Here is a 23,157-nt window from a genome sequence, read left to right on the forward strand (position 1 = left end):
ATAAATAACATAAGAAATGAATAGATATTTGCAGGCAATATCATGATTCGGGTTTCATAATGAAAATTATATGCAGGGATCACCTGCAATGTGAAAGGAGAACAAATATGGACCACATCGATCGTACACTGCTGGAGCTACTGCAGCATGATGGGAGGATAACAATAAGCGAATTATCCAAGAAGCTTGCACTGAGCAGACCGAGCGTTTCAGAACGGATAGCAAGGCTTGAGGAGCGCGGTGTCATCGAGCATTACACAGCCCGAGTAGCGCATGCGAAGGTTGGACTGGATATTTTGCTGTTCATCCAGGTTAGTGAATTGAAGATTCCTCATTTGGAGTTTGAAAATCTGATTGCAAAAGAAGAAGCTGTGCTTGAATGCCACCGGGTGACCGGACCGATCAATTATTTGCTGAAGGCAGCAGTCCCTGACATGAATGGCATGCGGGAATTGATCGATCGGCTGATTCCATATGGGGCATTCAATACATCAACTGTGCTGACATCTCCGGTAGCTTACCGGGCATTGCTGCCTAGGGAAGATCAGTAATGCTTCCATTCCTGTTGATAGATTTCAATCAAATGAGGATCAACCAATGTATTGGGACGCAGTGTTACTTTCTCTCCATCTGCATTGGTGATTTCCTTATCCTCATCCTTTCCGAATTCTGTCATTCCAGGAATCATAGACGACTTTAAGTATTCGGTTGGTACGGTAACGTCAAGATTTTCTGGATCGATTGAATTCCTGCTAGCCATAACAAATCCCCAGTTGCCAAAACTCGGCACATCCAGATGTAAATTTTCCGTTTCCAACCCTGTTGCACGAATTGTTTCGTCTATTGTCCAATAGGATTCAGTTGCGAACACCGGACTTGTTGCCTGAACGATCATCGCTCCCTCTGGATGCATGTGATTGCGCACTAAAGAGTAGAATTCCTCGGTATACAGCTTGTTCAAACTCTCATCATTCGGATCAGGCAAATCGACGATGATGACATCATAGACCTGGTCCGTTTCCTTTAAGTAAGTAAAGGCATCCTGATTATGGATGGTGACTTTGTCATTAAGCAGCGAGCGATTGTTCAAGTCGAGCAACCTCGGCTCCGTCTCAGCCATTTCTGTAACAGCAGGGTCGAGGTCAACTAGGGTAATATCCTGAACATCATCATATTTCAGAATCTCATTCGCCGCTAAGCCATCCCCTCCCCCAAGTATGAGAACGTGTTCATGCTGTTTAGCTTGTGACATAACCGGGTGTACAAGTGCATCATGGTAGCGATGCTGATCGAACGAACTAAACTGTAATCCGCCATTCAAATACAGCCGCAAATCATCTCCATCCTGGGTTAGAATGATTTTCTGATATTGGCTTTGTTCCATGTGAATGATTGGATCCTCGTAAAGCTTCTGCTCAAATGAAAATGCAGTTGCTTCTCCAAAAAAAACACCAAGTATGAGCAGAATTCCGATGATTATACCGACTGTAGCGTGCAGTACAACCCGCTTCACTTCTTCCCGGAATAACCAAAGGACGACCAGTGCCACTATTAAATTGACTAGGCCAACTAAAAAAGCTGATTTGACGATTCCGAACTGCGGGCGCAGCAAGAAGGCGAAAAGCAGCCCACCAATAAGACCGCCTGCATAATCACTGAAAAGTACTCTTGCTGTACTGCGGCCAATTGTCTCCCCGATCTCATTCGCTTTCCTAATGAGAATCGGCAGCTCTACTCCGGTAAGCGCTCCAACGATAATGGTGACGAAATAGAGATAGAACGCATCTGTTCCGTCAGGAGTGTATGCTGTGATCCCAAACATAGTAAAACTCGAAAAGCCACCAATCAAAGCTACAAAGAATTCGATATAAATGAATGCGAGAATAAGTCGTTTCGTCACACGTTCACTTATGCTGGCGCCAATACCCATACCAGTCAAAAACAAAGAGATGGTGAGTGTATATTGCTTCACACCATCTCCGAGAATATAGGACCCAAGAGCCCCGAACAAGACTTCAAATATAATACCGCAAATGGAAACGATACCGGAAGCCCAATAAATGAATGAGGTTTTATTTGTTACTTTCTGCTGCATGTCTTTCATCTCCGAACTTCTTTTAGCTTACGTAATGGACGCCCCGATGACGAACCCAAGACCAATTGAAACAGCTAAAGAAATAATCCCAACTGCGACATTGTTTTCTTTCAGCTTGGATTGAACAGAAAAACGCCGTGTCACACCCTCAAATACGAAGTAGGCAATCATCTGCAGAACGACACCATACGCGCCCCAGATAAGTGTTTCCCAAAGTTCACTGCTGTGATAAATGGAGAATGACAGTACAAGACAGATTCCAATGATCTTACCGCCAATCGATAAAGCCACAGCTGTATTGCCCTTTTCAATTTCTTCCCAGTCCTTGTATTTATGTGTGATCAGCTCAAAAATGATAAGACCGATGATAACGATCACAACTGCAATGATAAAGTATAGAAAAGTCGATAAAAATGGATTCATGATTCTATGCCTCCTTATAGGTTTGTTTATTTACCAGCATCTGGTCCGCCGCCTCGATAGTTAGACGTACCGCGTCTCGTACTGCTGCCGCCCGAACCGCCATCATCATTCGACCGATATGTCGACGTGTAGCCGCCATAACAGCCGCCGCTCTGACAAGTATCCATTCTGTTCTGGCTCCAATTACTGCCAAAGAGAGAATTCAATAGAGCAAATGTAAAGAATGTATTTAAATAGTTCGGTGAGTAGTTATTCCGCACAAATGTCCGGTCCGCTACTTCTATCAATGTGACATCCTCATCATCCTCACTCGGTTTCAAGGTAATGAAGACATCGTCGTAAATCATTATCTGCTGTCCGTTCTTCTTATCGCTGATTTCATCCGGTCCTTCGGCTTGTTTGAACAGTTCTTCCAATTCGTCTACTGTATAAAGGCGCGTTGCATATACATTTGCACTGCCGCGTCTATCACCGGAAACAACATCAAGCAAATAGAAGTTATTATCAATCAATGTTTCGATTGATTCCCCTACGCTATTCTCAAACTCTGAAGTAACTGTCTCCTTATCAGGTTCATCCGGTATATCACTGACAGAAGCAGTTTGCTCCTCGGAATTACCGCACCCAGCCAAAATAAGAACAAATACCATGCAAAATCCAGCCAGCCAGTATTTCATGAAGGCTCCTCCCTTCTTATCGATTTCCATATGTAAAGCAGACAGACGAAGACCCTTGCTTCACGCAAGGGTCTGCCTGCCGATGGCAATGGCTGCTTATTCTTTACCCATTTTCTTTTTCAAAGCAGCTAACTCATCGTCGACACCATTCTTATCAAGTGCAGCAAATTCATCATCTAAGGAACGATTGGATCGGGACATATCCTCACTCGTCTCAGCTTCTGCTTCATACTGCAATACTTTTTCTTCCATACGTTCAAAGCCGCCGCGGGACTCGTCACTGCCAATATTGGACATTGTACGGTTCATCTTCGTACGTGTTTTGGCAGATTCCGCACGTGCTTTCAAGGAATCTTTCTTCAGCTTCATTTCAGCATATTCTTTTTTCATTTCATCCAATTTCTGACGGATGGACGCAACATCACTGGATGCGCGCTCCCAAGATGCGTAAAGTGAATCAGCTGTCTGCTGATGTGTCTGCTTATCTTCCAAAGCTCGGCGTGCTAAATCATCATTACCAGCTTCGATTGCTGTCTCAGCCTGTTGCTGACGTTTATCCGCCATAGCCTTGGCATCATCGTATTTGCGTTTCAGCATCTTTTCATTAGCAATTTGCTTCGCTACCGCAGTTTCCGCTTCACGAATATCCGCTTCCATGTCACGCATGAACTGATCCAGCATTTTCACCGGGTCTTCCGCTTTATCCAGCATTGCATTCAATTCTGAGTTTACGACTGTTTTTACACGGTTAAAAAATTTAAACATAATAATTCTCTCCTTTAATTAATTTAATTTGAACCCGCAATGATTTTAATTTCACGCGGTTTGATTTCATAGCCATAGCTGACTTCAACTTCGCTCCCCCAGCCTTCAAGGCCAAGGAAATGTTCTTCATCCTCATCATAATAATCCGCAAAATGGACGATCGAGCCGTTCACATTACGGCTTCTTCCTTCACCAACGACTCTAGCTTCACCCTGCTCATCAAGGAAGTAAGTCCGGCCTTCATGCGTCAGCTGCTTCGGATATGGTTTCGATACCGATAGCGGGATTTTTTTATATATTCCCAGCTCCAGTTCATCATCCATTTCAGCTGATAGCCATATGGTCGTATCCCCTTCCACCAGCTGGTAATCGAACCATTCATAGTTCCCTTGTCGGGAAGTGATTTTTCCGACTACTTCATAGGTGACCAAATCGTATTCGACGATGTCGCCCACTTGGATGGATAGTGCATGACGTTCCCTTACAGCAGGACGCTCAGGGGACTTTTTCTTGAATATACGGGAAAGAATACCCAAAACCTTTCACCATCCTCTTATCTTGTATCTTATATACGTGCAGGGATACAGAAGGTTTCAAACTTTTTTCCTGCTTATAACTAATTATACAGGTGTACAGCCGGACATGCATGGACTTACTACGCAAAACAGGATTATCAGAGTCAAAAGAAGGGGAAAATAGCTACAGATTGTCACAAAGGAGAAATTGTATGATCATCCGTTTCGGCTACGTATCTACTGCATTGAATTTATATGAAGCATCACCAGCAAAGACTATGACATTCGCCAGATGGTCGAAGCTAGAAAAAGAAGAAAGAACGGCACAGCTGCAAGCAATTACAAGGGAAAACCTGGAGCGTACAATCCGTATCCTTCACTATAATATTGCCCATCAAATCAAGCTTTACCGATTTTCTTCCTCCGTTGCGCCACTCGCGACTCACGAAGAAGTTGGATGGGACTATATCTCGCCCTTCACTGACTTATATGAGGAGATTGGACGGCTAGTGCGGGAATACGGCATCCGCGTAAGCTTTCATCCGAATCAGTTTACCCTTTTTACAAGCGATAAACCGCATATTACTTCAAATGCTGTCAAAGATATGCAATACCATTACAATATGCTGACTGCTATGGGATTAGAAGACGAAGCATATATCAACATCCATGTCGGCGGTGCATATGGAAACAAAGAACTTGCCCTGGAGCGTTTCCACGAAAACATCAAACAGCTTCCCGATCCGATTAAGAGACAAATGACGTTGGAGAACGACGACAAGACGTATACAACAACTGAAACATTGGAGGTATGCGAAAGACACCAGATCCCAATGATGTTCGATATCCATCATTACATGGCAAATCATACAGAAGAGGAGCCATTAGAAGAGATTCTCCCGCGTTTTATGGCTACATGGAAAGACCGTAAACATGTACCAAAAATCCATACTTCCTCTCCTAAGTCAGAGAAGGCATATCGCAGTCATGCTGACTATGTGGATGTAGAATTCCTGATGCCTTTAATTAAGCATTTAAAAGAAATTGGCCAATCAGTGGATTTCATGATTGAAGCAAAACAGAAGGATAAAGCCGCGTTACAGCTGGCAGAAGATGTCGCTCGCATACGGGGTGTGAAAAGAATAGGAGAAGCTACAGTAGAATTATAAGAAAACAGGCATTCCATCAGCGGAATGCCTGTTTTCATTTCAATTTAATTGCTCCTAGGTCTTTGCTATAGCGCAGTATACATTCGCGTAGCTGATTAATCGCTTCATTCAGTTATTACTTTAATAGCGCCAGCATTGCTTATACATGAGGTGTTGCTTGGGAGGTTCCGCTCATCATCGCATAATAATGGCGCTGATAGTTCCACCTTACTACCAACTGAGGAGAAAGAGGCGATCTTATTTTTTAAGTCAAAACTGAAACAGCAATCATTTTGTCGAAGTCTTCTGGATAATCCGATTGATAGCTTACATTACTTGCTTCTGAATTTAGTCCTTCGGTTCCTTAAATAAAGTACCAAACCCGTCACAGCTAACACGCCCCCTGCCACTATCATATTGCCGATTGGGGAGGCTGTATCAGGCAAATGCTTTCCTTGTTGGTCATCTTGATATGGTTTACCAGCTGATTTATATGTAAAAATAATTTCATCTGTTTCCCTATTCGAGTCGTCAGCCTGCTGCACAGTCCGTAAATTAATCTTCGCCTTTTCGTCAGAGTCAACCTGCTGCAGCACAGTTACTGAATCAACTTTCTCCTTTTCAGCAGAGTCAGCTTCAACTGGTGTATTAATTGGATTCACATCAGTCTGATCATCAGTTATGGGAATGTCCTGAGTTGTATTAACTTCTTCATCATTCCCTTCAGATGTACCTACCTCGTTTTCGATACGCTGTTCAAATTCCTTTATATATGCTGACAGTTCTTCAGGGGTATGAAAATCATCAAGCGTTAGATCTTCAGCAGCAAGCTGCTGATCAAGCTGCTCTCGATCCATTCCCGCTTTTTCTAAAAGGAAATGAACAGACACTTCATTTATACTTTGATAAATCATGTCATTTACTTCGTTCAGGTTATCGTAGTTGTATAAATCGAAGCCGTATGCGGCAAACAAATCTGCCAGTTCATCTATTCTCAGTTTCAAATCATCTGCCAAAATACGTAATTCCTCAGTTGTAACTTTTTCTTCCTTCACTTCATCTCCTGCATTTTCTGACTCGCTTCTACCTGAGTCATTTGAGACAAGCTCTTCCTCTTGTACTGGAGCAGGAAATTGAATCAATCCATAACCATAGAGTGCATCTCTTCCTTCCTGTCCCAGATCCTTACTGTACTGCTGGAGACGCGTCCTCAATTGCAAATTGGTATCATCAGGAAACTGCTGCTTCAACAACGCGAGCATGGCCGAAACATGCGCCGCGGCTTGAGACGTACCACTCATCACCCGATAATCAGAACCAAGATATGTACTTTGGATATCTGCTCCCGGAGCTGCAAATTCCACCTTGTCACCAATAGAAGAGAACGAGGCAATGTTGTCGTTCGAGTCGGTAGCTGAAACAGCAATGACAGACTCATAAGCAGCAGGATAATCCAGCGGATGACCAGCTCCTTCATTTCCACTAGCAGCCACTAACAGGATTCCAGCTTGATAAGCTTTTTGTACGGCATCCTCCAGAGCATCACTTTCATCCGCAGCCCCCATGCTCAGATTAATGATGTCCATATTATTCGAAATGGCCCAATTTATTCCTTCTAACAAATCGGAAAGATATCCTTCCCCTGTATCATCCAGCACTTTAACAGCAAAAAGATCCGCATCCGGTGCTATGCCATCTGTTCCATGCTCATCATGCTCTGCACCAATAATACCGGCCACATGAGTACCATACCCCTCATCATCCTCGTAGGATGTTGTGTAATCAACAGCCGAATAGCCTCCTGTTATATGCAATTCCTGATGCGAATAAATTCCACTATCCATAATGGCGATTTTGACACCTTTACCTGTTAAGCCATCTTCCCAAGCTGCTGAAGCCTGAATGGAAGCGAGATTCCATTGGTCCAGAACCGGCGTTTTAGACTTGTCAACCACATCGCTAGTTGAAATACTAATCTTGCTGTCAAGCTCTACATATTTAATATCAGGATCTTCTTTCAATACATCAATTGTTTCTGTATCCGCTGAGATTGCTGCAGCCGATAATTGTTCATACTGCTCCTCTATTGCAGCATCACTTTCCTGAACTGCTTCTTCTCCTTGTTTATTTTTATAGACGACAATGACTTGTTTTTCTTCTTCCGCATAGGAATGATTGACAGGAAATAAGCAAGTCAATCCTACTAATAGTGATACAAATACGACATTTCTTCTCAAAAGCTTATTCATTGCTAGTTTCCCCTCAACTAAGTAGATTCTCTCCTTTATATCGGCTGAAACCATTCAAACATGAAAACAACTAGTGTGATTTATATAAAAAGCTAACATGAAAAATCAAGCAACCTGTGCCCTAAGAGCATAAATTGCTTGATTCTCAAGTTAAAATATTCAAGAAGTACAAATCCGTACAGCTTCCTCTCTCTTATTCACTGTATACTCCTCCCCTACCTTATCTAGCAGTCCAGTTTTTTGAAGCAATCGCTCTGGCTGCCCGTGAACACCAAGGAAAAGCAGCTGTTTACCATCAGCTTCATAATGATCGACGAGTTTATGCAAGGCAGCCTCGGCGGATGTATCCATATAGGAAACCTTTTGCAGGTCAAGGATAAGGGAATCTGGTTCCTCATTTATTGTCTTTTCCACTACTTCCTCCAATATATCAGTGGATCCGAAGAACAACGGACCTTCGAATTGCCACATCCGCACGCCATCTGTTTCCTTTACATGAATTTGTTCGTCTTTCACAAAGAGCACGGTGCTCATACGTTTGACGAAAACAACAAAGGCGAGTAATAGTCCGCAGCCGACACCGACAGTCAGATCAGCAAGTACCGTCAACGCAAAAGTGACAATCAGGATGAAGGAATCGAATGTACGCATTTTGATAATATGGGCTACTTCTTTACGTTCACTCATATTCCAAGCAACAACCATAAGAATTGGCGCCATGCTGGCTAGCGGGATGGCAGAAGCATAAGGAGCAAGCAGAAGCAGGATGATCAGGACAAAAGCACAATGCACCACTCCGGATACAGGCGAGAAGGCATTACTCCGTATATTTGTTGCAGTCCGGGCTATTGCTCCAGTGGCTGGAATACCTCCGAATAGCGGGACAGCGATATTCGCCACACCTTGACCGATCAATTCCCGGTTGCTATGATGTTTTGTTTTCGCCATATTATCAGCAACTGTAGCAGACAGGAGTGATTCCACCCCGCCCAATAAGGCAATAGCCACAGCAGATGGCAGCAGGTAGAGAATCTTGTCCAAAGTAAAAGCCGGTAACTGGAGTTGTGGCAGCTGGCTCGGTATATCACCATACACACTGCCGATGGTTGCCACCTGTCCTTGGAAAAACAGGACTGCTACAACTGTCGATAGAATCAAGCCTGCGAGTGCTCCAGGTACTTTCGGCAAGATTTTAGGCGTGAGGAGAATGGCAGCAAGGGACACACCTGCGATGATCAGGCTGTATAGATTGATTGTATCCGCAGCTGCAAGCAGTGCTTGCATTTTCGGAAGGAATCCCTCTTCTTGTTCAGCCTGAATACCCGTGAAATTCCCGATTTGCCCAGAAAAGATAATGACCGCGATTCCTGCTGTGAAACCGACTACTACTGGGCGCGGGATGAATTTTATCAAACTCCCGAGCTTGAGCAGACCGAAAATGACGAGCAATATCCCAGCCATTATGCCTGCCACCAAAAGATCCTGATAGCCAAATTGAATGACAACACCTAAGAGAATCGGAACAAATGCTCCAGTTGGCCCGCCGATTTGGAACCTCGATCCGCCCAGCAATGAAATAAGCAGACCGCCGATGATGACTGTATACAATCCATATTCAGGATTTACTCCCGATGCAATAGCAAAAGACATCCCAAGCGGAATGGCGACGATGCCAACGATAATTCCCGCAATGATATCCCGACGCAGCGTTTGCAGATTATAACCGCTGTATCTTCCAAGCCTTTTCATTTCATCACTACCCTTCATTTTGTTGTCACCTTGCTTTTTTTGTTTGCATACATTGCAAGAAGCGTCCTGCTGCAACCTCCTTTACAGATTCATTGGAATTAAGTATTCGACAAATGCCGAAATTTGTATATCGTACCCATAGGCTATAAATCTTGCTATTCTCATAAATGTGCCCTTGCTTTCTTTAGTTTCTTAATCCTAACTATCTTCCTGCTCACATAGAAGCTAGGTTCGTAAAATCTTAGTAAACGCCGTTATATATAGGCTTGTTTGTAAAATGTTTGTAAGCTTATTATTTTGCCCATACTTTCTGCCTGTCCCTTTCTGCCCGTGACTAATCACATGTTCTGATGGTAGTTATCAATCTAATCTCCTCTTTAGATTATTAGAATTCTTATATATAAGAGAAAGATTAGAATTTGCTTAGAGTATTTATATATGCTAATATACGCATATAAGCAAATAAGAGGAGCGTCTATATATGAAGTACGATACACACTTGGAACTGACAGATGAGCGATTGACACATGTTTCGCAAATCTTCAAAGCCCTCGGCGATCCGACTAGAATCCGAATCCTGCACTTGCTGCTCGATAAGGAATACAGCGTAAATGAAATCGCAGAAAAGCTCGAGATGCATCAGTCCACTGTCTCTCATCAGCTGAGCTCAATGAAAAAAATTCGGCTCGTTAAATCGAGACGCGAAGGCACGACGATTTATTATTCCCACGATGACAAGCATGTCATCGATCTACTGACAGAAGCTATCAACCACGCCTGCCATAACTAACTAATCGGAGGAATATGTATGGGACACGGACATGCACACGATCATGGACATGATCATCACCACCATCACGGACATAATGCGAATAAAAAAGCCTTACTGATCAGTTTTATTTTGACAGCTGGATTCATGCTGATTGAAGCAATAGGAGGCTTCCTGACGAATAGTCTTGCTTTGCTGTCAGATGCCGGTCATATGCTAAGTGACGCTGTATCTCTCGGAGTCGGTCTGTTTGCCTTTATACTAGGTGAGCGAGTAGCTAATTACAGTAAGACATACGGTTATAAGCGATTTGAAATATTGGCTGCCTTATTCAATGGAGTCACGCTCATCCTTGTGTCCCTCTACATTTTCTATGAAGCAATCCAGCGTTTCCGCGAACCTGCAGAAATTGCTTCCGGGGGCATGCTGATTATTGCTGTCATCGGTTTCCTTGTTAATATTCTAGTTGCCTGGATTCTGATGCGCGGTGATACGAGTGAGAATCTGAACGTACGTGCAGCCTTCCTTCATGTAATCGGCGATTTGCTCGGATCTGTCGGCGCTATCGCTGCTGCGTTGCTCGTGCTTCTATTCGGCTGGAATTGGGCCGACCCAGTCGCAAGTGTCATTGTAGCTGCCCTAGTAATTATAAGTGGCTGGCGTGTAACAAAGGATGCCATTCATGTGCTGATGGAAGGAACGCCGCGGAATGTGGAAATGAGTAAAATCATTGATTGTATCGAGAAAGCACCCGGTATAATTTCCATTCATGATCTACATGTGTGGAGCATCACCAGTGGTCAGAACGCTCTTTCCTGTCACGCTGTAGTTCAAGGTGATTTGCTAGTCGAACAAAGTCAAGCAATGCTGCGAAAAATTGAGCATGATCTAGAGCATTTAGGAATCGGTCATGTGACGATCCAAATGGAAACAGCAACCCACACGCATGAGGAATCACTCATGTGCCAGCATGACGCCAGCGCCCATATACATGTCCATGAACATTGAGAAGACGGGGATAATATCCCCGTCTTTTTTCTGTCATTTCGATTGCTTTTTTCCTAAACACGAAAAAAGCGCCCTAATGTTAGGAACGCTTTCCAGGTCGCTTTTAAGTATAACTATTCACATCTAGACTGCCTTTTGTTCCGCATCCAGCTTCCTAATATCAAGCTGCGGGCTAATCATATACAAAATGAAAGTACCAGCCAGTCCAATCATTGTAAGTAATATCCCCATCGTAATTGATGACAGAAATCCACTGAGTGTAACAGTCAAGGAAACAATCAACATGGAGAGATTGTACTGAAGACCTCCGAATGCCATGTATGCACTGCGCTTGTCATCCGGGGGAATTGCTGCCATATAGGACTGCTCCACTGGCACCCGGAATACCTCACCGATTGTTAGTACTGCCATCATGATGAACAGCACCCAAATCTGATTCGAAAATGTCAGCGCCGCATATCCCATTGTAAAGATGAGACAGCTGGCAACGAGAACGAATCTGTCCTTCATCCCAACAATAAGCTTGGCAGCAAATAAGGCAAGCAAGGCAACTAAGATCGTATTTTCACTTCGTAACAAACCCATCATTTTTACGCCATCTATTTCCCAAAACAAGAATTGCTGTGTCGGCATTTCTTCCGACAATCGGATTCCGATATAACTTGTCAGCTGGAATTCCATGCTCAGCACTAGGATTCCGCCGGCAATGAACCAGACAAACAGTCGATCCTGCATGACTGATTGATAGGTCCCGAAAATCTGTGTCACGTGCTGTAACGGTTTGACCTCCACTTTCTTTGGAAAATGCGTCTCCGTGATAAAGAAGTAAACGACAAACAACGTTCCTGCTGCGGCGATTGTCAGCGCCATGAATAATTGGAATAAATAGTTCTCAAACATGAAGGCTCCAGCGATACCACCTAGGGCAATGGATAAGTTACTTGCCCAATATCCAATAGAATAAATGAGACTTCGCTGATCTGGTGTACTGACATCAATCAGCATGGCATCATTAGCCGGCCCAGCCAATCCCCAGCAAATACTATTGAGCATGATCATCGCATACGTTATCTCAGCTGATTCGAACCATGGTGAATTACTAACCATCATCATGAAAAATGCTACCAGCCGGAGTGTTTCAGCTAGCAGCATGATTTTGCGCCGTCCGAATAAATCACTAAAGTAACCACCAAGCAAGGACATCCCGATTCCGAGGAATACATTGACAAGCAGCAAGAGACCTGCCACTTTCGCTCCAAAATGCATCGCCAAGTAAATGGTCATAAATGGGGTTACCATACTGCCGATCAAGCTGGACACGAAGGATTCCACGAGCCTTATCTTTATATTTGGATGAAAATCCCTAAAACGCATCGTATCCCCCCTTTTTCTATATTTTCTAATTATATAGAAATTTTACAGTAAATTCCACGGGGTATTAAAATAAAAAATGACCCCTGGCTTTAGCCTGAGGTCATTCCGAATGTGCTTGCAAAAAATTGATCATATGATCAAAGCTGTATTGTGCTTCTTCCAAATATAATTTTCGCTGGTATTCATGCCCGGCAGCTGGATGCGAGGAGTCAAAGAACATTCTCTCTACATCCACTCCTGCCTTCTCAAGTTCATCTGCCATCTCCACGCTTTGAGGGTGCAGTTTATCAGACTCACCTGATGAAATGAAAGTAGGCGGATAATCCGGCGTAATCTGAAAGACTGGAGACATATCTCGCAGCCGAGGATCATGCGTATAATTTTTGTTTCCTGTATATGACCACAAGAATGTCGTCATATTGTTGAAGCCCGTCTGCTGGGCATCCTCCAAGTTCAATACACCATTATAAAGCAGTGTACCCCGAATCTGATCCGATTGTAGTGCTGAATTCTCCCCAATAATTGATTCCGTAGTTGGATTGGTAGCCATTGCTGCAACCATACCGGCAAGGTTTGCACCCGCCGATCCCCCGCCAATGAATACTTGTTCCGTATCTCCGTGGTAACGGGATGCTTCTCGCAATGCAAAGCTGATAGCATCATTCAACTGATAGAGTTGTGTCGGAAAGTTATATTCCGGTGCCAACCCGTAGTTAACGTTCACGACCAGATAGCCTTTTGATGCAATCCACATTGTGAATGGATTTTGGGCTGCCTTGTCGCCTCCAATCCATCCGCCGCCATGGATATAGATAACGATTGGAAGTGTTCCCTGGGCATCCTTGGGATAATAAAAGTCCAATTTACCATCATAGTTTTCGGTCGGATAGGCAATATCCTTCACAGCTACGACATTTTCCGGATCGGGTATATTCGGCTGTTTATTGCTTTGATCAATTGCCATAAATGCTCTAATCTCAGAAGAAAAGAGACTGCCGATGAGGAGCAGGATTCCAATTGCCAAAATGATGACACCTGAAATCCACACTCTTTTTCTCCGCAACATGCTATCTCTTTCCTCCCCTCTGTTCGCTCATACGCTGTCACATGCTATTAGCTTATAATAAATACGGTGTAATATCCAAGCCTTGCGTCTGTCCAAGTATTACCTCTGCTACCAGTTTCCCAGAAAATGGCGCAAGGTTGAGCCCAGCAGGACCAAATCCTGCAGCCAAGTGAAGTCCGTCAACGTCCTTCACTGGACCTAGAATTGGGTATGGGTTCGGACCCGCAGGACGAAGACCTATGCGGAATTCTGTCACTTCCTCATCTGCAAGACCTGGTGCGACCTTCAGTGCTTCCCGTAATACTTCCTGCATGCCGGCAGCTGTCTGCTTTGTATCGTAACCAGAGCCCACTTCTCTCGTAGCACCCGCCACAACCTTTCCGTCATCAAAGCCGAGCAGATAGTGGCTGCTTTTCGGTAGGATGACAGGCCAGTTGCTTGTATCAGCGTCAACATGCATATGCATGATTTGACCTTTTTGTGGCTCTACCGGAAGTTTGATATTAATTGTTTCCAACAGCGTATTAATCCACGCTCCAGCTGCTGCAACAACAGTATCAGCTTCGATTATTTCTTCGTTGACACGTACACCGATGACCTTGTTTCCTTTATGAAGCAATGACGCTTCTCCCTGCACGTATTGAACACCGTGCTTTTCTCCTGCATCCAGTAAAGCCTGAAGCAGTTGTCGTCCATCAACACGCGCCGCTCCTTCAAGGAAGAGGGCTGTCATATCTTCCCGCAATGGTGGGAATTTAACTCGCGCTTCTTCTGCACTCAGTCTTTTGATTTCCCCGATTTCCGGTGTCTCAACCCGCTGTTTATAAGCAAGTTTTTCCAGCTCATCCAGACGCTTCTTACTTGCACTCACATACAATGCCCCTACTTGCTTATAACTCACATTATCCTGACCATCTTCCTTGAGCATCTCAAGCAGCTCAGGATAATAGATAGCACCTGCTTTGGCTAAACTGAAATAAGGCTTGACTCTTACACGCTTTGACAGCCAAGGAGAAATGATACCTGCTCCAGCAGCGGTGGCTTGCCCTTTTGCTTTTGAATCGACTATCGTGACTTTGGCTCCTGATCTGGCCAAATGATAGGCTGTACTGGCTCCGGCGATTCCTCCGCCCACAACAACGATATGCATAACGTTTCCCCCATTTTCTTTTCTCCCTATTATACACGCATGCAGCATCTGTTTCAGTGTATACCTTTCATGCTAAACTAGTAATATAAACTCCAAGGAGATGAAAATGATGAAACAAACATTGATCGACCGCCTTACTACATACGCAAAAGTGGATACACAATCAAACGAAGACATCGAAACAACCCCTTCTACCACGGGACAGCTTGAGCTGGCAAATATGCTTGTTGAAGAGCTGAAACAAATTGGGATGGAAGAAGTCACAATTGACGACAATGGCTATGTGATGGCAACACTGCCAGCTACCACAGACAAAGACGTTCCAGTTATTGGTTTTATGGCACACGTTGATACAGCGACAGATTTCACTGGCAAGAATGTCAACCCACAGGTGATCGAAAACTTTGACGGAAATGATATCACACTCAACGAAAAGCTAGATGTTGTACTGTCCGCAGCTGAATTTCCTGAATTGCCTGGCTACAAAGGACATACACTGATGACGACAGATGGAACAACACTTCTTGGGGCAGATAACAAAGCCGGTATTGCAGAGATCATGACTGCAATGGAGTATTTGATCCAGCATCCTGAAATCAAGCATGGCAAAATACGCGTTGCCTTCACACCGGATGAAGAAATCGGCCGCGGTCCGCATAAATTCGATGTAGAAGCATTCGGTGCTACATACGCTTATACAATGGATGGCGGTCCACTAGGTGAATTGGAATATGAAAACTTCAATGGTGCACAAGCCAAAGTTACTTTCAACGGTAACAATGTACATCCAGGAACAGCTAAAAACAAGATGGTAAACAGCATGAAGATAGCGATGGAATTCCATGACAAGCTGCCAGAGGATGAAGCACCAGAATATACAGAAGGACGCGAAGGTTTCTTCCACCTGCTTTCTATCCAAGGAGACGTCGAACAGACGAAGCTGCAGTATATTCTGCGGGACCATGATCGAGAAAAATTTGAGGCGAAAAAAGCGTTGTTCGAAGAAATCACTGCAGAAATCAAAGCAGAATATGGTGACAAGAGCATTCAGCTTGATATGCATGACCAATATTACAACATGCGTGAGAAGATCGAGCCCGTCATGGAAATCGTTGATATTGCATCCGATGCGATGAAGCGCCTGGACATTGAACCAGTGATCAAACCGATTCGCGGTGCGACAGATGGATCGCAGATTTCTTATAAAGGCTTACCGACACCAAACGTCTTTACAGGCGGAGAAAACTACCATGGTAAGTTCGAATATATTAGCGTCGACAATATGGAAAAAGCAACAAAGGTTATTATTGAAATTGTAAAACTGTACGAAGAACAAGCAAAATAAACAAGGAGTCGGTTTCCGGCTCCCCCATTATTGACATTCTTTCATTTATTGCATATAATTATCTCGAATTCGAGATAAAAAAGGAAGCGTGAAAGACTATGGCAAATGATAACGTAGGTTTATCGTTGAAACTATTCATTGTACTGACAAGAGCACTACAGTCCATTAAGAAACGGATCGAGGAAGATATTAAGAAGCAAGGAATCAACTTGACGGAATTCGCGGTGATGGAGCTGCTATTCCATAAAGGAGATCAGCCCATCCAGAAAATCGGCAGTAAAGTCCTGTTATCCAGCAGCAGCATCAGCTATGTTGTAGATCGCCTTGTCCAAAAAGAAATGATCAGAAGACGTCCATGTCCAGATGATCGACGCATTACGTTCGCTACTTTGACCGAAAAAGGACGTGCTTTCATGGAGGATTATTTCCCGAAGCACGAACAAGCGATTCACAGCATTTTAGCAGGTCTTGACGATGATGAAAAAGCCCAAGTCATTGAACATATTAAAACTTTAGGTTTACATGCCGAGGGTACTTCGACCGACAAATAAAAGGAGGAACAAACATGATACACGTCTTCAAAGCTGCTAAACAAGCAGACAAACCGACATTTTTACTGCTGCACGGTACTGGCGGAACGGAAAAAGATCTTTTGCCGCTAGCTGATATGATCGATCCTGATGCAGCCGTATTAAGCGTACGGGGAAATGTTTCCGAAAATGGCATGCCCCGCTTCTTCAAACGTCTGGCTGAAGGTGTATTTGATGAAGAGGATTTGATTTTCCGCACGGAAGAACTTCGCAGCTTCCTGGATGAAGCAGCAGCGAAATACGAATTCAATCGAGACAATATTATCGCAATTGGTTATTCCAATGGTGCCAATATTGCCGCCAGCCTCCTCTATCATTATACTGATTCACTAAAAGGAGCAATCTTGCATCATCCAATGGTGCCAAGACGAAATATCACACTTGCCCAGCAGCAAGGAACACCTGTGTTCATTACTGCTGGAGATAACGATCCAATCTGCCCGAAATCCGAAGCAATAGAACTTGAACAGATGCTTGGGGAATCTGGTGCTGACGCATCCATTCACTGGGAAAGTAACGGTCACAGCCTTACCCATACAGAAGTTCAAGCAGCTGCTGTATGGTATCGTAAACACTTTTAAGCATACGCCTAAGGCGTATGCTTTTTTGTGCATTAAAGAGCCTGCACTAACTAGCACAGGCTCCTTTACATTATTCCATCCCGATCCAGACACTCTTTACTTCTGTATAGTTATTTAACGCGTATGATCCCATTTCTCTCCCTATACCGGATTGTTTGTATCCGCCGAAAGGAGATGCAGCATCGAAAGCATTGTAGCAGTTTACCCATACCGTTCCAGCCCGAAGACGGTTTGCAATATAATGTGCTTTGGTGACGTCCTGCGTCCATACCCCTGCTGCTAGGCCGTATTCGCTAGCATTCGCACGGCGAATCAATTCATCCAAATCATCATAAGGCATCGCTGAGATGACTGGCCCGAAGATTTCTTCTTTGGCGATCGTCATTTCATCCCGTACATCTGCGAAGATCGTCGGGGAAACAAAATAGCCTTGCTCTTGTGGCTTGGTGCCTCCAGTGATGAGCTCTGCTCCTTCATTTCTTCCCTTCTCAATATAGCCAAGCACTCGCTCTTGCTGCTCCAATGATACGAGCGGACCGATTTCTGTATCTGCATGAATACCAGCACCTTGCTTGATTTTCTCTGCGTGAGATGCCATGTCGGCGATCACATTATCGAATTGCTTTTTCTGGATAAAGACACGCGATCCGGCGCAGCAGACTTGTCCTTGGTTGAACATGACCCCATTTAATGTACCAGGGATTGCCTTTGTCAGATCGGCATCTGGCAGAACAATATTCGGTGATTTGCCGCCAAGCTCCAATGTCACTCGTTTCAGTGTTTTGGAAGCATTTGCCATAATTTGTTTCCCGACGCTTGTGGATCCAGTGAAAGCTATCTTATCAACCTGCGGATGATCGACAAGCGGCTGACCTGCCGTTTCTCCGAATCCAGGTACAATATTGAGAACACCGGATGGGAATCCTGCTTCCTCTGCTAATTCTGCTAAGTATAGTGCAGACAATGGCGTCTGCTCGGCAGGCTTCAGTACAACTGTACAGCCCGTTGCGAGAGCTGCTCCAAGCTTCCACATTGCCATTAAGAGCGGGAAGTTCCATGGAATGATCTGTCCTACCACACCAAGTGCTTCATGCCTTGTATAGTTGAAATATGGGCCATTGACGGGAATTGTCTGTCCGACAATCTTAGTCGACCAGCCCGCATAATAGCGCATATGTTCAATCGCCAGCGGAATATCCGCATTGCTCGTTTCCCTGATCGGTTTCCCATTGTCCAATGTCTCGAGCTGGGCAAGTGCATCTGCATGTTCTTCCATCAAGTCAGCCAGCTTGTACATGATTCTGCTTCGCTCTGCTGCCGTCATCGTCGACCAAGGGCCTTCATCGAATGCAAGCCGCGCTGCTTTCACTGCACGGTCGATATCCTCTGCTCCCGCTTCATAAACAGTCGCTAGTACTTCGCCTGTTGCTGGGTTATACGAATCGAAAGTCTTCTCTGTCGCACTCGCCACGAACTCCCCATTGATATACAGCTTCTTCGTCCCATTCAGAAAACGCTCCACTTTCTCGTGCACACCTGCTGCTAATTGACTCATAGAAATCCTCCTCAGATTGTATTCTAGTTTTGTCTAAGCGTCGTGATGCAAGATTATAGACTATAGGAAACCGCTTACAGTTGATATGGTAGCATCTAAAGGTTATAGAAAGCAATTGATAGCACAGAAGAATAGTACGCTATATTTCGACATAGAAAAAGCTCAGCCAACAGGCTGAGCTTTTATGTTGATCTCTTGCAGGAACTGCTTTACGACCTGCTCATAATCCTGCTTATTATCGGCTAATGACATCGCATGGTCGCCTTTTTCAAACAGATGCAATTGCTTGTACCCACTTTGCTTCTTCGCGTACAAGTCCTTCGTCATTTGCACAGGAATGTAGGAGTCTGGCAAGCTGCTGATAAAGAGAACCGGTTTTTCGATATTCGCCACAGAGTGGATCGGAGAAACATCCCGAAAACGATAGCCATCCAATTTACGTACGAATAATTCTGCAGCGGGCAAAAACACTTGCCTTGGCAGATGGAATTGGACTTTCAACCTATAGGCGACCTGTTCTGCGAAATCACTGTAAGGGCAATCGGCGATATAGAAATCGGCTCCATCTTCCACCGTGCCTGCATAAAGCAAAGCAGTTGCTGCCCCCATTGATTCGCCATGTACACCAAGCTTCAAGTCGTAATCATATCTTTCCTTCGTCCATTGAATTACCCGAGCGAGATCGTGCCTTTCCTGATAACCATACGTAATGCTTTTGCCGTCAGATAGTCCATGCCTTCTCTGATCGTACAATACGACATTGAAACCGAGTGCCAGGAATACATTCATGTATTTAATGGAATTATATTTGTTTACAGCTACTCCGTGCGAGATAACCATCACATGGCGGGAATCGGGATCTCCTACATAATGTGTACCGTAAATCTTCCCTTCTCCTGAAAGTACACTGAATTCCTCTTTACGCAGTGCATCATAAGCCGCTTTGTTGTAGCGCCCAGCCTCCACTTCCCGGCTGATCGTCTCTTCCTCCGTGAAGGCTTTCATTTGCCTTAGTTCCTTGTTCACAAGTGTCGCAACAAGCGCTGTGTACCCTCCAAGCAAGCCGGCAACGGAAAGAAATAACCCTTTTCTCCCCATATCACTACCCCCTTTTTATATTCTATTTTACAATAAGTAAGACAATCATTGCTTTTCTAAACAAAATGAGTTAACTTATCAAGTGATAAGTTATTAAAGAGGGCAGACACTATGGCTAGAAAAAAAGAAGTTTCCGCTGAACAGACCCAGCGCACTATTATCGCGACAGCTGAACGGCTTTTCATGACACATGGCTACCGGGCGATCTCAACTCGCCGGATAGCAGAGGAATGCAACATTACGCAGCCAGCTTTATATCATCATTTCCCGAATAAACAGGCCATCTACCTCGAAGTCGTCCGCTCCATTATGGTCCAGACAGAGGAAGCGATGACACACGTACTTCAGGATCACGCCAACAGCAAGGATCGTATTCGTCAAATAGCCTATTTTATGATTATGAACCATCAAGGTGACATGACGCAGATGTTTCATGATCTGCAATACGAGATTGAGGAAGAACATCGGAATACGATTCAGGACTGGTGGCTGCGCAGTTACTTCAATCCTGTGATGCAGACTTTGACAGAAGGAATTGCCAAAGGTGACATTAAAACGATACCTACCGTTCCCCCGATGGAGCTAACCTTTTTCGTCCTCGAGATGATGAAGTCCTTTCTGCCTCCATCCAAAGAGGATCATGAAGCCCGACGTGCGTTCGCAGACAAGAAATCAAAGATGCTTGTAGACATCCTTTTTGATGGAATCCAGAAAAAATAAAAGATTATGTGCATAATCTTTTATTTTTTGGGTATAACTTATCAGTTGATAAATTAATTAGGAGGAATCATTCATGAAAAAATTAGGCGCTTTTATAAGCGGCAAATCTGGGCGGTGGATTATCTTGGCTGCTTGGATTGTCCTTGCCCTCGTATTAAATTTAACCTTACCGCAAGCAAATTCACAGGAGGACGAGCAAGCCGAAACATTCCTCAATGACACAAACAGCGAGGAAGCTGCCCGTATTATTGAAGAAGAATTCTCTGATAACAGCGGTCTGCCCGCCTTGCTTACCTGGTATCAGGAGGATGGCCTTACAGATGAAGATTTGCAATCGATCCAGCAATTCAGTGCTGATTTACAGGAAGCTGACATTGAAGCAGCAACCGTAACACCATTTCAAGATATCCCCCTGCCAGCATTAAAAGAACAGCTTTCCGATGACGGTACGACGCTCGTCATGCCAATCCTATTTGATAATGGAACAGCAACAGATACAGTCGAAGCTGGTCTTAAAAAAATTCAAGATACAGCAAATGATGCATTCACGCAGAATCCATTTGAACAAGACTTGAATAGCGGCGATCTGCTTGTCCGAGCAACCGGTCCTGCTGGTATTTCGGTGGATGCTGTCGGCCTATTCTCTCAAGGAGATACGACGCTTCTATTTGGAACCGTACTGATCGTACTTATCTTCCTTCTCGTTATCTATCGATCTCCGATACTGGCACTAGTGCCGCTTATCGGCGTAGGTTTTGCTTATTTAGTTATCAGTCCGATTCTTGGCGCATTAGGAAAAGCCGAATTGATTTCGTTTGATTCTCAAGGGCTTGCGATAATGACCGTACTGCTCTTCGGCGCAGGTACCGATTACTGCTTATTCCTGATCACCCGCTTCCGGGAAAATCTATGGGAACTTAAGAGCAAGAAAACAGCAATTGTCCGTTCCCTATCATCTGCTAGTGGTGCAATTGCAATGAGCGGATTGACTGTCATCGTTGCTATGCTGGTACTGCTTGTGGCTGATTATGGATCGATTAACCGGTTCGCTATTCCATTCGGCATCGCCATTTTCATCATGCTGCTTGCAAGTCTTACACTCGTACCAGCATTGCTTACAATCATCGGACGCGCATCCTTCTTCCCGTTCATTCCCAGAACAGAGGATATGCAGGAGCAACGTGCAAAAGAAAAAGGTAAACCAGTTCGTACGAAAAAACCGCAAAATAAAATTGGCAATAGCGTGGGCAGACTTGTCATCCGTCACCCATGGAAGATAGCCATTGCTACAATCGTTGTACTTGGAATTCTTGCCGGAATCTCATCCCGCATTACGTATACGTATGATACGCTATCATCTTTCCCAGATGATATGCCGTCAAAAGAAGGCTTTGAGATACTGACAGATCACGTCAATGCTGGTGAGCTTGCACCTGTTTCTGTTATCACTGAGACAGATGATCCAGAAGCTGTCCGTGCCGCTCTGGAAGAACTGCCTTATGCAGCTACTGTAATGGACCCGGAGCAGTCAGAATCAAACGATCAGTTAATCCGCATCCAACTCGAGCTGGATGAAAATCCGTACTCAAATGAAGCAATGGCTCACATTCCTGATATAAAAGAAGCTGTATCCGATACAACTGGAAATGCCGATAGTGTTTGGATTGGCGGTCAGACAGCAGAACAGTATGATACACAACAAGTGACAAAGCACGATGAAAAGTGGATTATTCCAATCGTTATTGGCTTTATCACCCTGTTATTACTCACGTATCTGCGATCTGTAACGGCAACAATCTACTTGGTCGCTACCGTTTTGCTCTCTTTCTTCAGTGCATTGGGCCTCGGCTGGCTCATCCTGCATTACGGATTCGGTGTCGAAGCAATTCAAGGCTTCATCCCGCTGTATGCTTTTGTGTTCATCGTTGCGCTTGGAGAAGACTATAATATTTTCATGATCTCAAGCATTTGGAAACGCAGTAAGACGATGCCGCTTAAACAAGCTATCGCTGACGGTGTTGCCCATACCGGCGGTGTTATTACGTCTGCCGGGTTGATTCTGGCAGCAACATTTGCTGTATTGACGACACTGCCTATTCAAATACTTGTCCATTTCGGAACAATTACAGCAATAGGTGTATTGCTCGACACCTTCCTTGTCCGTCCTTTCCTTGTACCTGCTATTACTGCAATTCTTGGTAAATGGGCGTTCTGGCCTTGGAAGAAGCGAATTCAGCAAACAGAAGAGAATGAACAAAAGGCACATGGCTAAAATTAGCC

The 23,157-nt window shown here is 44.3% G+C and carries 21 protein-coding genes; 9 read left to right on the forward strand and 12 right to left on the reverse strand.

Annotation, left to right across the window (positions count from 1 at the left end):
- Positions 1-107 precede the first annotated feature (107 nt).
- On the forward strand, positions 108-551 hold the full coding sequence (locus CHH48_RS11810; RefSeq protein ID WP_095219145.1) for an Lrp/AsnC family transcriptional regulator: 444 nt from the start codon (positions 108-110) through the stop codon (positions 549-551).
- Here the strand turns inward: CHH48_RS11810 and CHH48_RS11815 are convergent.
- From CHH48_RS11815 to CHH48_RS11835, 5 genes are all read right to left on the reverse strand, one after another.
- Positions 545-2,095 carry a polyamine aminopropyltransferase gene (locus CHH48_RS11815; RefSeq protein WP_245840360.1) on the reverse strand — a complete coding sequence of 517 codons (1,551 nt, stop codon included), beginning with the start codon at positions 2,093-2,095 and terminating at the stop codon, positions 545-547. The two genes, CHH48_RS11810 and CHH48_RS11815, sit on opposite strands and share 7 nt — an antisense overlap.
- A gap of 27 nt (positions 2,096-2,122) precedes the next feature.
- Entirely contained in the window at positions 2,123-2,518 is a 396-nt protein-coding gene (locus CHH48_RS11820) for a DUF350 domain-containing protein (RefSeq protein ID WP_095219143.1), read from the reverse strand.
- 26 nt (positions 2,519-2,544) lie between these two features.
- The gene (locus CHH48_RS11825; protein ID WP_175073349.1) at positions 2,545-3,195 is read right to left on the reverse strand and encodes a DUF4247 domain-containing protein; all 651 of its coding nucleotides are present in this window, start codon (positions 3,193-3,195) and stop codon (positions 2,545-2,547) included.
- A 96-nt stretch (positions 3,196-3,291) separates the two neighbouring features.
- Positions 3,292-3,960 (reverse strand): PspA/IM30 family protein, encoded by a 669-nt coding sequence (locus tag CHH48_RS11830; protein WP_095219141.1) that lies wholly within the window; start codon positions 3,958-3,960, stop codon positions 3,292-3,294.
- 23 nt (positions 3,961-3,983) lie between these two features.
- Entirely contained in the window at positions 3,984-4,496 is a 513-nt protein-coding gene (locus CHH48_RS11835; protein ID WP_095219140.1) for a DUF4178 domain-containing protein, read from the reverse strand.
- A 191-nt stretch (positions 4,497-4,687) separates the two neighbouring features.
- Here CHH48_RS11835 and uvsE point away from each other — a divergent pair, with 191 nt between their 5' ends.
- Positions 4,688-5,644, forward strand: a complete 957-nt coding sequence (uvsE, locus tag CHH48_RS11840) for a UV DNA damage repair endonuclease UvsE (protein ID WP_095219139.1) — start codon at positions 4,688-4,690, stop codon at positions 5,642-5,644.
- Positions 5,645-5,955: 311 nt separating this feature from the next.
- Here the strand turns inward: uvsE and CHH48_RS11845 are convergent, their stop codons facing one another.
- Positions 5,956-7,872 (reverse strand): S8 family peptidase, encoded by a 1,917-nt coding sequence (locus CHH48_RS11845; RefSeq protein ID WP_176466417.1) that lies wholly within the window; start codon positions 7,870-7,872, stop codon positions 5,956-5,958.
- A 159-nt stretch (positions 7,873-8,031) separates the two neighbouring features.
- Positions 8,032-9,621 (reverse strand): SulP family inorganic anion transporter, encoded by a 1,590-nt coding sequence (locus CHH48_RS11850; RefSeq protein ID WP_095219265.1) that lies wholly within the window; start codon positions 9,619-9,621, stop codon positions 8,032-8,034.
- Positions 9,622-10,102: 481 nt separating this feature from the next.
- Between CHH48_RS11850 and CHH48_RS11855 the strand changes: the two genes are divergently transcribed.
- Positions 10,103-10,411 carry an ArsR/SmtB family transcription factor gene (locus CHH48_RS11855; RefSeq protein ID WP_095219137.1) on the forward strand — a complete coding sequence of 103 codons (309 nt, stop codon included), beginning with the start codon at positions 10,103-10,105 and terminating at the stop codon, positions 10,409-10,411.
- 18 nt (positions 10,412-10,429) lie between these two features.
- Positions 10,430-11,398, forward strand: a complete 969-nt coding sequence (locus tag CHH48_RS11860; protein WP_095219136.1) for a cation diffusion facilitator family transporter — start codon at positions 10,430-10,432, stop codon at positions 11,396-11,398.
- 123 nt (positions 11,399-11,521) lie between these two features.
- Here CHH48_RS11860 and CHH48_RS11865 read toward each other — a convergent pair whose 3' ends face one another.
- The 3 genes from CHH48_RS11865 to CHH48_RS11875 all read right to left on the reverse strand — a co-directional run bounded on the left by CHH48_RS11865 (position 11,522) and on the right by CHH48_RS11875 (position 14,988).
- Positions 11,522-12,772: an MDR family MFS transporter gene (locus CHH48_RS11865; RefSeq protein ID WP_095219135.1), complete on the reverse strand. Its 1,251-nt coding sequence runs from the start codon at positions 12,770-12,772 to the stop codon at positions 11,522-11,524.
- 100 nt (positions 12,773-12,872) lie between these two features.
- On the reverse strand, positions 12,873-13,838 hold the full coding sequence (locus CHH48_RS11870) for an alpha/beta hydrolase (protein WP_095219134.1): 966 nt from the start codon (positions 13,836-13,838) through the stop codon (positions 12,873-12,875).
- A gap of 52 nt (positions 13,839-13,890) precedes the next feature.
- Positions 13,891-14,988, reverse strand: coding sequence for an NAD(P)/FAD-dependent oxidoreductase (locus CHH48_RS11875; RefSeq protein WP_095219133.1), 1,098 nt, complete (start codon positions 14,986-14,988; stop codon positions 13,891-13,893).
- 109 nt (positions 14,989-15,097) lie between these two features.
- Here CHH48_RS11875 and pepT point away from each other — a divergent pair, with 109 nt between their 5' ends.
- The 3 genes from pepT (at position 15,098) to CHH48_RS11890 (ending at position 17,504) form a co-directional block, all read left to right on the forward strand.
- Positions 15,098-16,333: a peptidase T gene (pepT, locus tag CHH48_RS11880; protein ID WP_095219132.1), complete on the forward strand. Its 1,236-nt coding sequence runs from the start codon at positions 15,098-15,100 to the stop codon at positions 16,331-16,333.
- Between the two features lie 98 nt (positions 16,334-16,431).
- Positions 16,432-16,884 carry a MarR family winged helix-turn-helix transcriptional regulator gene (locus CHH48_RS11885; RefSeq protein WP_095219131.1) on the forward strand — a complete coding sequence of 151 codons (453 nt, stop codon included), beginning with the start codon at positions 16,432-16,434 and terminating at the stop codon, positions 16,882-16,884.
- A 14-nt stretch (positions 16,885-16,898) separates the two neighbouring features.
- The gene (locus CHH48_RS11890) at positions 16,899-17,504 is read left to right on the forward strand and encodes an alpha/beta hydrolase (protein ID WP_095219130.1); all 606 of its coding nucleotides are present in this window, start codon (positions 16,899-16,901) and stop codon (positions 17,502-17,504) included.
- Between the two features lie 70 nt (positions 17,505-17,574).
- Here CHH48_RS11890 and CHH48_RS11895 read toward each other — a convergent pair whose 3' ends face one another.
- Both CHH48_RS11895 and CHH48_RS11900 read right to left on the reverse strand, forming a co-directional pair.
- A complete protein-coding gene (locus CHH48_RS11895; protein ID WP_095219129.1) occupies positions 17,575-19,059 on the reverse strand; it encodes an aldehyde dehydrogenase family protein in 1,485 nt (494 codons plus the stop codon).
- A gap of 162 nt (positions 19,060-19,221) precedes the next feature.
- Positions 19,222-20,157, reverse strand: coding sequence for an alpha/beta hydrolase (locus CHH48_RS11900; protein WP_095219128.1), 936 nt, complete (start codon positions 20,155-20,157; stop codon positions 19,222-19,224).
- 111 nt (positions 20,158-20,268) lie between these two features.
- On the opposite strand from CHH48_RS11900, the gene CHH48_RS11905 reads away from it, so the two are divergent.
- Positions 20,269-20,877: a TetR/AcrR family transcriptional regulator gene (locus CHH48_RS11905; RefSeq protein WP_095219127.1), complete on the forward strand. Its 609-nt coding sequence runs from the start codon at positions 20,269-20,271 to the stop codon at positions 20,875-20,877.
- Between the two features lie 73 nt (positions 20,878-20,950).
- Positions 20,951-23,149 carry an MMPL family transporter gene (locus CHH48_RS11910; protein WP_095219126.1) on the forward strand — a complete coding sequence of 733 codons (2,199 nt, stop codon included), beginning with the start codon at positions 20,951-20,953 and terminating at the stop codon, positions 23,147-23,149.
- The last annotated feature ends 8 nt before the right edge of the window (positions 23,150-23,157 follow it).

It is taken from the genome of Terribacillus saccharophilus (genome assembly GCF_002272075.1).
Classification (GTDB): domain Bacteria; phylum Bacillota; class Bacilli; order Bacillales; family Amphibacillaceae; genus Terribacillus; species Terribacillus saccharophilus_A.

Excerpts from the sequence above, each read along its gene's own strand:
- CHH48_RS11810 (WP_095219145.1), top strand. The coding sequence starts at position 108 with ATGGACCACATCGATCGTACACTGCTGGAGCTACTGCAGCATGATGGG.
- CHH48_RS11815 (WP_245840360.1), bottom strand. The coding sequence starts at position 2,095 with ATGCAGCAGAAAGTAACAAATAAAACCTCATTCATTTATTGGGCTTCC.
- CHH48_RS11820 (WP_095219143.1), bottom strand. The coding sequence starts at position 2,518 with ATGAATCCATTTTTATCGACTTTTCTATACTTTATCATTGCAGTTGTG.
- CHH48_RS11825 (WP_175073349.1), bottom strand. The coding sequence starts at position 3,195 with ATGAAATACTGGCTGGCTGGATTTTGCATGGTATTTGTTCTTATTTTG.
- CHH48_RS11830 (WP_095219141.1), bottom strand. The coding sequence starts at position 3,960 with ATGTTTAAATTTTTTAACCGTGTAAAAACAGTCGTAAACTCAGAATTG.
- uvsE (WP_095219139.1), top strand. The coding sequence starts at position 4,688 with ATGATCATCCGTTTCGGCTACGTATCTACTGCATTGAATTTATATGAA.
- CHH48_RS11845 (WP_176466417.1), bottom strand. The coding sequence starts at position 7,872 with ATGAATAAGCTTTTGAGAAGAAATGTCGTATTTGTATCACTATTAGTA.
- CHH48_RS11850 (WP_095219265.1), bottom strand. The coding sequence starts at position 9,621 with ATGAAAAGGCTTGGAAGATACAGCGGTTATAATCTGCAAACGCTGCGT.
- CHH48_RS11855 (WP_095219137.1), top strand. The coding sequence starts at position 10,103 with ATGAAGTACGATACACACTTGGAACTGACAGATGAGCGATTGACACAT.
- CHH48_RS11860 (WP_095219136.1), top strand. The coding sequence starts at position 10,430 with ATGGGACACGGACATGCACACGATCATGGACATGATCATCACCACCAT.
- CHH48_RS11865 (WP_095219135.1), bottom strand. The coding sequence starts at position 12,772 with ATGCGTTTTAGGGATTTTCATCCAAATATAAAGATAAGGCTCGTGGAA.
- CHH48_RS11870 (WP_095219134.1), bottom strand. The coding sequence starts at position 13,838 with ATGTTGCGGAGAAAAAGAGTGTGGATTTCAGGTGTCATCATTTTGGCA.
- CHH48_RS11875 (WP_095219133.1), bottom strand. The coding sequence starts at position 14,988 with ATGCATATCGTTGTTGTGGGCGGAGGAATCGCCGGAGCCAGTACAGCC.
- pepT (WP_095219132.1), top strand. The coding sequence starts at position 15,098 with ATGAAACAAACATTGATCGACCGCCTTACTACATACGCAAAAGTGGAT.
- CHH48_RS11885 (WP_095219131.1), top strand. The coding sequence starts at position 16,432 with ATGGCAAATGATAACGTAGGTTTATCGTTGAAACTATTCATTGTACTG.
- CHH48_RS11890 (WP_095219130.1), top strand. The coding sequence starts at position 16,899 with ATGATACACGTCTTCAAAGCTGCTAAACAAGCAGACAAACCGACATTT.
- CHH48_RS11895 (WP_095219129.1), bottom strand. The coding sequence starts at position 19,059 with ATGAGTCAATTAGCAGCAGGTGTGCACGAGAAAGTGGAGCGTTTTCTG.
- CHH48_RS11900 (WP_095219128.1), bottom strand. The coding sequence starts at position 20,157 with ATGGGGAGAAAAGGGTTATTTCTTTCCGTTGCCGGCTTGCTTGGAGGG.
- CHH48_RS11905 (WP_095219127.1), top strand. The coding sequence starts at position 20,269 with ATGGCTAGAAAAAAAGAAGTTTCCGCTGAACAGACCCAGCGCACTATT.
- CHH48_RS11910 (WP_095219126.1), top strand. The coding sequence starts at position 20,951 with ATGAAAAAATTAGGCGCTTTTATAAGCGGCAAATCTGGGCGGTGGATT.